The following is a 12,177-nucleotide window of genomic DNA, read 5'->3' on the forward strand; positions in this document are numbered from 1 at the left end:
AAGCTTTTAGCTCCGCTTCTGCAGATTCTTTCTGCCCCCTCCGTTTTCGTGTAAATTTCTTGTTCAACCTATATAGAGGTTTTTTAACATAAGAATGAAAGGAACCAGGCCGCGAAGGACTTGGTTCCTTACGTTCTATTGGACTGGTCCCATGTTGATGAGCCTCACATCGGACAACGTAATGCTTGTATTCCCGTCTTCGGCACCGCTGATGCTGCCCATATCAAATACAATACGGCTGTTCGCATAGCTGTGCTCGGTTGTGTCGAACGTGAAGGTGTATTCTTGCTCATCGGTGGACAAGTCCACTCGCTCACCGAAAAATCCATGCCATGCGTATCCTGCGGGAACGTCAACCCAGCCGACGCCAAGGCCCATTTTGCGTGCTTTATCCGCTTTGGCCTTGAACGTTAGTTTGTATTTGTAACCCTGCTGCATCGCGAAACCTTCATTAATCACTTGCCGATCCCACGGATTATTCCCCGCCTGACCAATACGAGCCTGCAGCTTCCGATTCTCGACGGTAAATACCAGTTCCGAGTTATTCCCGTCAGAATGACTAAACCAGCCGTCGCTTCCTTTGGCAAAGTCACCGTTCGATATCAGATTGACGTGTACCGGCTGTCCGCCCTGATCCGCATCGGGATTCACTTCGAACAGCATCACATTGTGAATGGATACGCTGTGCTCACCCGCTGGAGCAGTACCAAAACCAAAGTTCAACAAGGCAGCCGCACCCGCAGTGTCCCCCGTTGTAAATGTATAAGTGTATCGCTGTTTGGTTTCAGTCAGGTTTACCGTTTCATCCATATACCTGTCTCCGCTTCCCTCCTGCGAGACTACCGCTTGCACGGATGTTGGAGCGGATGCAGAGGCATCAAAACTCAAGCGATACGTCTTGCCCGACTCCAAGGAAAGCTGACCTTGCTGCAATAACGCTTCCCGTCCATTTTCACTTGCACCCGACAAAGTAATGCGAATGCCCTCATCTTCCCTATGTGAAGCCACGAGATCATCAGGAATCAGTTCCCAACCGCTTCGATCATGCGTCAACTCGCCGTTCTGCAGCTTATTCTGAGAAACGTCCAGCCAGCGTGTATTATATTCGTTCCCTTCAAAATTAACATAATACGAGTTTCCCGCTTTCAGGGAAACCGCTGGCAGATACACGGTTTTGTAGGTTTGCCACCCGCCCGTATCTCCAAGCAGAAGCTCCGAGCTTGCAACCCTATTGCCTTGTTCATCTTTGACGCTGAATCGGATTTTTGAATCCGCTTTGGCACTCGCCATCCGGGTGGAAAAGGCATATGCCCCATCGTTTGCTGCATCGATTTTAAATTGCAGCAGATCGCCTTCGTCCATGTAGCTGACATGTTGGCCGCCTTCATCGGAATTTTCGAGCTGCAAACCTTGCATCATCCATGCCTCAGTTGCAGGAATATGGGCATAGCCCTGAACCGAAACCGGTTTTCCGCGCTTGGTCAGCCTTACATTATCGACGTAGGCCTTGCCTGAAGTACTGCCGAATAAAAGCTTCAATTCGGCTGTTGCTGTTGTTGCTGTCGTTCCGCTCTGTCCGATCACGATTTCACCGGTGTAGTTTCTCATCTCTTGCCCGAGCTGGATCTGCTGTCCTTGATGGATTTGCACGTCATGTCCCTCTGCGGTTGACAAGCCGATGTCCATCGTACGAGGCGCATCCGCCTTTGCATCAAAAGAGAATCCATAGGTGGTGCCAGCTTCCAGCTTCATATCCGGCTGTACCACAGCTACTTGATCAGGCTGACCATCGGTTTGCTTCACATCAACCACGAGCTGCCGTTCCATGATCGGGAACTTCAGGAAGTTATTCACGGAAATATGGGCTTCGGCACCGGATTCAATCCGATTGGACCAAAAACCAAGCCGCCCCTTGCCTTGATCAAATGTACCGTTATACACCAAATTTCCATCCGGCAGTGCTTTTCTTTCCACAGGTACAGCGTCAGCCTCACCGATATCGATCAGTCTGACATTGGATACCATGACTGCAGCGTCATCCAGCCCCAGATTGAATTCAAATCGGGCATTATTGTCTGAGCCATTCCGCATGTTAAAGGTGTATTCATAGGGCTGCCAATCCGTAGTCAACGAAAAGCTGTGTTCCTCCGAGTAATTCGTCCAGCTTTTCTCGAATTGCGTCACTTTCGAACGAATGACACGGTCGGCAGATGCTTTGGCATCAAACTGCACTCTGTATTTTCTGTTTTTCTTCACGTACATCGGCATTTGTGTCAGCTGTATGGAATAACCCTCGGTTCCGGGCTGTGAGACGGTCACCTTCGCCGCTTTGCCCTTCTGTTCATCGTCAACAACCTCCACTTTACCAGCTCCGCCTGCATTCGTAATGAACTTCCATTCATTCGGTACACCGGCTGCATCGACGCCTTCGGTAAAGCGTTCATTATATATCTGGTTGCCATCTGCTCGCGGATCCCGCTTCCGTTCAGGCTCGATTGGATTCGAAGTGACGTCGGGCCATTCGTTCATTTTTTTATAGGAATATACCCGAACAAAATCCACATTCATCTTCTCGGACACAAATCCGTTTTCAGGTGATCCCGGCCAGTCTCCGCCTACCGCAAGGTTAAGAATCAGATAGAACGGCCGGTCGAACGGTGCAGGGAAAGTGTAGCTCTCCGGCTGTCCTGCCGCGGTTGTTTGCCAGTTATTCACTTGATGATGCAGCTTGCCATCCACGTAGAAACGAATCATGCCAGGCAGCCATTCCACCTGAAAATCATGATATTCATCTGCAAAGGACTCTCCGGCGGGCAATGTAAACTTGCCTTGGTCATGCCCGTGCGAGCCATCAGGCTTCACGGCATCATAGTGGATCGTGCTGTACACTTCGTGGTCTTTGTTTTTGCCGCCGATCAGCTCCATAATATCGATTTCGCCGGAAGCCGGCCATCCACCGTAATGCGATTCATCCGTAGGCATCATCCAGATGGCCGGCCACATGCCCTGCTGCACCGGAAGCTTCGCCCGAACGACAACTTTGCCGTAGGTCCAGTCTCCTTTCCCCATCGTGATCAGTTTGCCTGAAGTATAGGGTTTGCCACTTTTTTGCTCCCGCTTCGCCTCAATTTGAAGTACACTCCGAGCGCCATCTTTGACGATGCGTGTATTGTCCGGACTGTAATATTGCAATTCATTGTTATAGACAAATCCGGTATCCTGAACCGTCCATTTGGAATCATCCACGGCAGCACCGTCGAATTCGTCATTCCAGATCATTTCCCAATCCTCGTCCGGGATCGTTGTTGCCGGAATCGGCTTCTCCCCCGCCGGATTACCTGGAACGGAAGGTGTCTCTCCAGCCGGAGAGGACGGTGATGAAACGGTTGAACCGCTGCCAGGCGTGGAAGGTTTCGGTTGTGCAGACTGCTCGTTGTCTGACGTCATATTAACGCTGTGCCGCCCCTTTGTAACCGTTTTCCCGTTGACAAGCACGCTGCCAGCCTCCACATCGAGCAGCTTGATCTTGCCTTTGGCATCAATACGGGTATGTCGAGCTTTGCTGTTCACGCTCAACGTATCAATCACGCTCTCGTCAGACAGTTCAACCGTTGCTTTGCGTATGACGGTCATTGCTTCCACCAAGCTGTTTCCAGCGATGTTCACATGCACCAAGCCGGAACCGGAAGCTTTATCGACGACAACCTGCTTCAGTTTGGAGCTGCGAATGTCGATGGAGTGGCTTCCTCCACCTTTTATAATGACACTTCCCGTAACCGTCACACCATCCAGCGTCACTCTGCCTTCGCCAATACCTTCGGTGAGCAGCAAATTGCCGCTAACGGTCATATCCTTGAGCGTGACGTCAGATGATCGGATAACCAGATTGCCATCAACACTTGATTCATACGTACCGGGAGCACTTTTCACATCCGTGATCATGTCGGACATCAACGTTGCTGCCTGTGCTCTTGTAATATCCGACTGTGGAGCCAGTTTTCCATTGTATCCGTTTACAATTTTCTCCTGAATCAAATAACTGAACGCTTTTTTGGCGTAGTCTGCCACTTCTTTCTCATCTTTGAAACCGGTTAGCGCTTGCTCGTCCTCTTTGCCTGTCGATAGTTGGAACGCCCGATCTGCCATGACTGCGGCATCCTGCCTTGTGATAGGCAGGTCTGGTGACAGATGTGCAGCATCGGTTCCCTGAATGATTCCCGATCCATTCGCTCGAACCAGGGCATCATAGTACCACTCCTTTTCGCTCATGTCTGAAAATGCTGCTGACGCTGATTGCTGCCCGCCGGCAAAACCAAATATCCGGTCCAGCATCACAACAAACTCGGCGCGGCTGATGCGTTCATTCGGTTTGAACGTGCCGTCGGTATACCCTTTGATCAAAGCCAGATTCTGCATCCGCGTCACGGCATTTTCTGCCCAGTGTCCCGTCATATCCCGATATGGGGCGGAATGCAGGCTGCCCGCCTGCACCTGTCCCGCCTCCGCTTGCTTCGATGTGCTTTCTGCTCCGGCAACCGCCGGACAGACCAGGGAAACCATCATGCTTCCTGCCACGAGACAAGCCAATCCTTTTTTCACTCGTATTCCTCCCCTAATGTATGTTGACATGCAGGGCAGTGCTATTCCTTCACTGCCCCGATGACGATGCCTTTTACGAAAAAGCGTTGCAAAAATGGATAGATCACCAGGATGGGCAGTGCCCCGATAAAGATCTGAGCGGCCCGAACCGTACGCTGGGAAACGTTCTCCAGCATGGACGGATCTACATTGATTTTGCTGAGATCCTGCTGCACAATGATCGTCTGAAGCAGCGAGGCAAGCGGATAATTTTTAACGTCCGACATATAGATCATGCCGTCAAACCAGGAGTTCCATTGACCTACCATGGTGAAAAGTGACAGCGTGGCAATGGCCGGAAGAGACAGCGGCACGTAGACCAGCGCCAGCGTTTTGATATGACCTGCACCATCCAGATAGGCAGCTTCCTCCAGTTCCTTGGGCAGGCCCCGGAAGAAGTTCATCATCAGGATGACATTCCACACAGACAGTGCTCCCGGCAGAACCAGCGCCCAAATGGTATCCATCAGACCAAGTTTTTGAATCAGGATATAACTTGGAATCAGGCCGCCGCTGAACAAAATGGTAAATACGAAGAACCATGTGTAGATCGAACGGCCCCTAAAGTTGATATCCTCCTTCGATAACGGAAATGCCGTAATCAGCATGATCACCATACCGAGGATGGTAGCGATGACGGTCCGTTTCACCGAGACCCAGAGGGAGTCAATAAAGTTCGAATTGCCAAACGTCTTTACGTAGGCGTCCGTCGTAAAGCCGACCGGCCAGAAGCTGACCAGATTCGAAGAGGCTGGAGCCATGCTGCTGAACGAAACGGCCAAAATATGAATGATAGGCAATATGCAGAGCAGCGATAATACGCCGAGAAAAATATAATTGGCAACGCTGAATATTCGATATCCTTTTGTTTTGTAATACAAGCCCTATTCTCCTCTCTAGAACACGCGATAGTTAGCCAGTTTGTAAGCGAGTCGGTATGAGATAACGATCAGAATGGTCGCAACCACGGATTTGAACAAACCTACCGCTGTGGCAAAACTCATCTTGCCGTTCAAGATACCGAGTCGATATACGAAAGTATCGATAATGTCTCCTTTGTCGTAAACGAGCGGATTGTACAGGTTGAATACCTGATCGAATCCTGCATTCAGAATGTTTCCGATGGAGAGTGTCATAAGTACGATCGTAATTGGCATCAGCGCAGGGATGGTGATGTGCAGCGTCTGCTTGAATCGGTTGGCTCCATCCACTTCGGCCGCTTCGTACAACGCCGGATTGATGCCCGAGAGAGAAGCCAGAAATACGATCGTGCCGAAACCAAATTCCTTCCAGACATCACTGACAATCAGTGTTATACGAAACCAAGTTCCATCCCCCAGGAAAAATATGGGGTCCCCGCCCAGCGCAACGATAAGTTTGTTCACCATGCCTCCTTGCGGAGACAGGATATCCAGCAAAATTCCGCCGAGAATGACCCATGAGAGAAAGTGCGGCAGATATACGAGCGTTTGGCTGACCCTTTTAAAAGCGACCAAGCGAACCTCGTTTAACAAGATGGCGAACAAAAATGGAGCGATCAGCCCTGCAATGATTTTGAAAAAAGCAATCACCAGGGTGTTCCAGATCACTTGCCCAACATCCGGATACAAGAACAAATATTTGAAATTATCCCAACCAACCCATTTGGATTCAGTAAATCCCAAGTAAGGCTTGAAATCCTGAAAAGCGATGACGATGCCGCCCATTGGTATGTACTGAAAAATGATCGCCAGCAAAACAGCCGGTACAAGCATCATATGCAAGGACCAGTTTCGCCGCATATTCCAGCGTTTTTTCGTCTTGGCGGCACGCCGTTTATGCGGCGTTTCCAACGTATGTTCCTTCACCCCAACATCCCCCATGTTCTAAATTTTGTATTTTACAAGTCCGCATGAACTTGTATATTAAAATTATAGCAACGGCCATTTGCGATCTATATCCTAATATTGCAACAACGATAACAATATTTAAATGAGTTGAGGAGGTTGAACGTTGTTCGCCCGTCTGAATGTCTTTACCAAAATCACCCTGCTGTTCATCGTATTGCTGGTACTGGTGCTGTTTCTGTACACGTACTCGAACAGGGAGAGCGTACGCGTGATCGAACATGAAATCCAGAATAATTCGATGAATCATCTATCGACTTTTGCCGATTCGGTAGAATCCAATATTTACCAATTGTCTCTTTACGGCATGTCCATTGGCCAGGATTCCAGCATTCAGGAATACCAGCGTCCGGACTATAAAGATAACCCTTATGAACGTGTCAAGGTAGGCAGCGCCATTCTTGAAAAGTTGAACCTGTACAATGCGGCCAGCAAATGGCATTCAACGATTACGTTGTATTTTCCGCGTTTGCAAAAAGTCATCTCGACGGATTATTACGCTTCTATTCCGTACCGGGAAGACGAATTCACGAAACCGCTCTCGAAATCATGGACGTATACGCTTAACCAGTTTGAATGGTACACCACGGACCCGACCACAGCGAGCATCAAACCGGACAAAGCCAGATTAATCACAAAGATCAGCTTCCCTGTTCGTCATTTGACGGCGATGCTGGATCAGAACAAGTTAAATAACAAGGGCGATCCCTTCATGTTTCATCCAGAACTCGGCCTGATCAGCAACAGCAGCGGTAATGACACCTTGAAAGCGGTTCAAAGCAAACTGCGGGAGATGGACTTGCAAGGCAAAGGCGGCTTTACTACCAACCTGGATCATACCGAATACTATGTTTCCTATATTCAATCCGGCAGCCTGGGATGGTATTATGTCGATTATGTTCCCATGCAGCAAATTCTGAGACCGATTACGAGCAGCCGCAATCTCTTTTTTGCTTCCATCACGGTACTGATCGCCATGAGCGTTGTTGTGTTGTATGTCTTGTACCGGAGCGTTCAACTCCCGCTTCTTCAACTGGTGAAAGGTACGAATCGCTTGTCGACCGGGGACTTTTCCGTTCGTTTGCAGCATTCGTCACGGAACGAGTTCAGTCTGCTGTTTGCACGATTTAACATCATGGCCCAGCGCATTCAGGAATTGATCGAGAATGTGTACGAGGAGCAGCTGAGAAGACGCGAAGCTACGCTGAAGCAATTGCAGTCGCAGATTAATCCGCATTTTCTTTATAACTGCCTCTTCTACATCAAAAACATGGCCAGGATGAAAAACGAAAAAGCCGTGGTCGCCATGGCTCTGAATCTGGGTGAGTATTATCGATACATAACAAGGTCGGAGAAGGATCAAGCCACGGTCAAGGAAGAACTGACAATGGTCAAAAATTATTTGGAAATCCAGTCGTTGAGACTGGAACGGATGCATTTTACGATCGACGTACCTGATGATATTTTGGACAAAACCGTTCCAAGACTCACGCTTCAGCCTATCGTAGAGAACGCTATCATTCATGGCATTGAGCCTCGATCCGAGGACGGCCATATTACCATTTTTGCAGATTGCAAGGATGACAATTACAAGATTACCGTTGAAGACAGCGGACTTGGCATGACGGATGAACAGCTGAATCAATTGAAGAGCAATCTGTTGAAACCACTGGATGAACATATGGGTTGCGGCACCTGGAACGTTCATCAACGTTTGTACTTTTTGTATGGTGACGGGGCCGGACTACATTATGAACATTCGCCAACCGGCGGCGTTAAAGTAAGCATCACATGGCACGACAATATCAAGGAGTAGGTGATACGCATGTTACAGATTTTATTGGTTGACGATGAAAAATCGGTCGTGGAAACGTTAGCCGAAACGATTCCATGGGAGAGTTGCGGAATCGGCACGGTTCACGAAGCCTTGTCCGGCGCGGTGGCGCTTGAAATCATGGAAAATCACGATATTGATATCGTTATTACAGACATTCGCATGCCGGAGATGTCCGGCATTGCGCTGATTTCAGCCATTCACGAACGCTGGCCGCATGTGCAGACCGTTCTTTTATCGGGATATGCCGATTTTGAATATGCCAAACAGGCGATGGCGCTGGAAAGTTTCGACTATTTGCTCAAGCCTGTTAGTGATGAAGACCTGATCGAGACCGTGCAGCGACTCGTGGACCGGATCAAGCAAAAATGGGAAACTGCTGCGTCATATCAACGTGCCTTGCATGCTTTTCAGGAGAACCTGCCTCTATTGCAATCGACCATGCTTCATGAACTCCTCACAGGCAAAACCTATTCTCCGCAAGCCCTGTCAGACAAGCTTGAATTGCTGGAGCTGCCCTACTCGATCGGTGAAGAACTGGGCATGCTGGTGATCCGTATGGAGGAGCATTTATCCGAGATGGGCCAGCATGATCTTTCTCTAATGGAATACGCGATATGCAATATCATCAGTGAAGTGATGCAGCATCATTTTCATATCTGGCACACACGGGATGTCCACGATTATCTCGTTGTACTGGCCAGCGTTAAACACGGCGCATCAACAGGGTTGACCAAGGATGAGAAACCGCAAGCCCTGCTGGAGCAGTATGCAGCCCAGATTCAAACGAATGTACAGCTCTACTTGAAAGGCGCCATCTCCATCTCGGTCTCCCATTGGGGCAAGTTTCCTTACGAGATCGGTGAAATTTACGAGGGAGCCGTACGTTCCATGCGCAAGCGGATGGGTCAGGTACGAGGCCTGTTCGTTACGGCTTCAGATGATCCGGATGTGCATCCGGTGCCGGCGATCCGTTCCTTGTACAAACCACCTACGCTGATCAGTTTGCTGGAAGCCGGACGTTTTGACGAAGTGGAGCAGAAAATCGAGGTAATCTTTGATGAACTGCTGCATTCAGGCGAGCATCATGACATTGCGGAAACGACCATCGAAGTGTATCATGCCTTGGCGGGGGCGTTTGCTTACATCATTCACAAGAACGGCAAACAGATCTCTTCTGTGCTTCCTGCCGAAACGTATCGATACTTTCATGCACCGAGTTATGCCACCGCGCAGCAGCTGAAAGACTGGTCCATCCGGACGCTTCATTCGATCAGTGAGGATGCGGAACAAGAGCTGAAGGACAATCACAGCACGATCGTGCGCAGTGTCAAAAGCTTTGTAGACCATCACCTCGCTGGTGACGTTTCCTTGCCCGCTATAGCAGAGCATGTTCACCTTCATCCGGTGTATTTGTCCAAGGTATACAAGGCAGAGACAGGAGAAGCTCTTACCGCCTATGTGTATCGGTTGCGTATGGAAAAAGCAGCGTATTACCTGCGTTCATCCAGTGCAAAAGTATTTGAGATTGCCGAGCTTGTCGGGTACAACAATACCGCCTATTTTATCCGGGTGTTCAAAAAATTCTATGACGTGACCCCGCAAGAGTACAGGGAGAATCTGCCCGTGTGATACAACGCGGAATCCAAAGGCTGGCTGTTCGATTGCCCGAACCTAGAGATGTGAGACGCGCTTGTTCCAACGCCCGTACAGCCAAAAGGCATTGCCGGAATGATCTCCGACAATGCCTTTTCAATTTCGTTTGCTTCTTGGTCCAGTTGTTCACACGACTTAGTCTATTCATACGAACAAGACTGCTCATGCAGCTGTTGTAATTAATCTTTCGCTTTATTTTCCGCTTGTTACGGATTGATACCACTCGTTTACTTCCTGCGTAATCTGATCCCCGCCGGAAGATTTCCACTTCTCGACAAAGCCGTCGAACGCGTCTACCGGAGCTTTGCCATAAACGATCTGCGAGAACAAATCCTTCTCCATCTTCGACAGAATATCGTTGTTCATTTGCATCGTCATGGTTGGAGCGCCTGTGAACATTTGGTTATAGACGATATCTTTTTGATCCATAACAATTTTGGCTGCTGCAAGCATCGGTTCCGGCACGCCGGATTTCATTTTTTTCTCGAAAGGCGTTGTTGCTTCTTCCCCGCTTGCAAGCTTCGCGAGTGTGGTCATGCTCAGACTTGGAATCCGTGCACCGTCAAATGTCAACGTGTACTTCTCAGGCAAATAACCACCGGTCGCACCGGCATCTGTAGAAGGTTTGCCGTCAACCATAGCCCAGTCATATCCTTCAGCGAAGCCGTGTTCGAATTCATCGCCTTCTGTTGGATTCGCATAGTGGTCAAAGAGATAGTTCTGGTAGGTGAAGAAGGCTTCCGGGTTCTTCATGTCCTTGTTAATCAGGATCACGCCATTACCGTTCGATGTACCACGTCTGCCTGCTTTGCCATCTGGTCCGGCCGGAATGGGATAAGCTTTGTATTCAGCTTCCGGATTATTTTTCTTCACATCCTCCAGCGGCCATGACGGCATCCAGTGAGGTCCTACAACAATGCCTGCTTTACCTGCCGTAAATTCTTCCGCAGCTTTGGTCTCGTCATAAACGCCCGCTTCTTCCGGGATATACCCTTTGCTCATCCAGTCCTGCAATGTGGCAAGAGCCTGTTTTGCACCAGGTGTGACGGAGCCATATTCAAGCTTGCCATCTGCATTCAGGTTCCATTGATTCGGCATCGTGCCATACGCTCCGAAAATCCAGCCTGCATCAGACATCCAGGTGTTCAACCAATTTTTGAATCCGATCGTCAGACCATACGTATCTTTTTTGCCGTTTCCATCCGGATCTTTGTTTGTAAACGTTTCCATGATTACTTCAAGATCACTTAATGTTTCCGGTGCTTTCAGATTGAATTTTTTCATCCAGTCTTCCCGAATCCACATCACCGGATCTCCGTTATAGGCATAGTCGAGAATCGGAATGCCGATTCGTTTGCCGTCCTGCATGTACGGGTACCATACGGAAGGATCTTCATTAACGGCTGCTTTCCACGTATCACTCGCATATTGATCAAACAATTCGCCAGCATCTGCAAATTTGCCAGTTTCGATCAACTCGCGCACCAGATTGAACTCCCCGCGATACGAGATAATGTCTGGCATCTCTGCATTGGAAGCAAGCGAGAGGCGCAGCTTGGTTTCGAATGCATTATTGGTGGATGGTGAAACCCACTGATTTTTCAATTCAATGCCGAGCTTGTCTTTTGCCCATTTGGTGTGTACGTTGTTGTCCTGGTCCTCACCTGATTTGAACTTCACATCCGGACCCCATGGCCGCAAATACGTGATGCTGACAGGCGGATCATATTTACCATCCTTCATCTCCAGTGCAGCACTTGGTGTACTCGACGCAGCTTCTTTACTCTGTCCACTGCTGCCGCACCCGCTGAGTACAGCGGAAAGCGCGAACACTCCGGCGAGTGCCAAACTGCCTATTTTTCTTTTTTTGCTCATGTCCAACCTTTGTTCCCCCTGTCTATGTAATAATGTTGTTTACAGAGTCCATCATAATGAATGATCCGTATGTATGCCCATACTAATATTACAACATTTATTGCATTAATTTAGGATATTGGAAAATGGATATGAATGTTGTATTAGTGCAATGTTCCTTGTAAAAATGCAAAAAAACAGCCTTTTTTTCGTTTAATCATCTGTATTTTTCGCTTCCGGACTCCCTTTTTCATGCAATTAAAAAGAGGGAAAGCGGAGAGCATGCCTCTCCACTTTCCCTTTCATGAT

The 12,177-nt window shown here is 48.8% G+C and carries 6 protein-coding genes; 2 read left to right on the forward strand and 4 right to left on the reverse strand.

Annotation, left to right across the window (positions count from 1 at the left end):
• Nucleotides 1–135 precede the first annotated feature (135 nt).
• Genes RSX24_RS10795 through RSX24_RS10805 form a run of 3 tightly spaced genes read right to left on the reverse strand, consistent with a single transcriptional unit; the run spans nucleotide 136 to nucleotide 6,485 of the window.
• Nucleotides 136–4,599 (reverse strand): carbohydrate binding domain-containing protein, encoded by a 4,464-nt coding sequence (locus RSX24_RS10795; protein ID WP_343260572.1) that lies wholly within the window; start codon nucleotides 4,597–4,599, stop codon nucleotides 136–138.
• Nucleotides 4,600–4,640: 41 nt separating this feature from the next.
• Nucleotides 4,641–5,519 (reverse strand): carbohydrate ABC transporter permease, encoded by an 879-nt coding sequence (locus RSX24_RS10800; RefSeq protein ID WP_236414113.1) that lies wholly within the window; start codon nucleotides 5,517–5,519, stop codon nucleotides 4,641–4,643.
• Nucleotides 5,520–5,534: 15 nt separating this feature from the next.
• Entirely contained in the window at nucleotides 5,535–6,485 is a 951-nt protein-coding gene (locus RSX24_RS10805; RefSeq protein WP_438286805.1) for an ABC transporter permease, read from the reverse strand.
• 145 nt (nucleotides 6,486–6,630) lie between these two features.
• Here RSX24_RS10805 and RSX24_RS10810 point away from each other — a divergent pair, with 145 nt between their 5' ends.
• Nucleotides 6,631–8,340, forward strand: coding sequence for a sensor histidine kinase (locus RSX24_RS10810; protein ID WP_343260573.1), 1,710 nt, complete (start codon nucleotides 6,631–6,633; stop codon nucleotides 8,338–8,340).
• A 9-nt stretch (nucleotides 8,341–8,349) separates the two neighbouring features.
• Nucleotides 8,350–9,990 carry a response regulator gene (locus RSX24_RS10815; RefSeq protein WP_236414111.1) on the forward strand — a complete coding sequence of 547 codons (1,641 nt, stop codon included), beginning with the start codon at nucleotides 8,350–8,352 and terminating at the stop codon, nucleotides 9,988–9,990.
• A 216-nt stretch (nucleotides 9,991–10,206) separates the two neighbouring features.
• Here the strand turns inward: RSX24_RS10815 and RSX24_RS10820 are convergent, their stop codons facing one another.
• A complete protein-coding gene (locus RSX24_RS10820; protein ID WP_438286806.1) occupies nucleotides 10,207–11,889 on the reverse strand; it encodes an extracellular solute-binding protein in 1,683 nt (560 codons plus the stop codon).
• Nucleotides 11,890–12,177: the final 288 nt, after the last annotated feature.

Origin of the sequence: Paenibacillus hubeiensis (genome assembly GCF_032334105.1) — a bacterium.
Lineage (GTDB): Bacteria > Bacillota > Bacilli > Paenibacillales > Paenibacillaceae > Paenibacillus > Paenibacillus hubeiensis.

Coding starts and splice junctions, on each gene's coding strand:
- RSX24_RS10815 (WP_236414111.1), top strand. CDS start 8,350: ATGTTACAGATTTTATTGGTTGACGATGAAAAATCGGTCGTGGAAACG.
- RSX24_RS10820 (WP_438286806.1), bottom strand. CDS start 11,889: ATGAGCAAAAAAAGAAAAATAGGCAGTTTGGCACTCGCCGGAGTGTTC.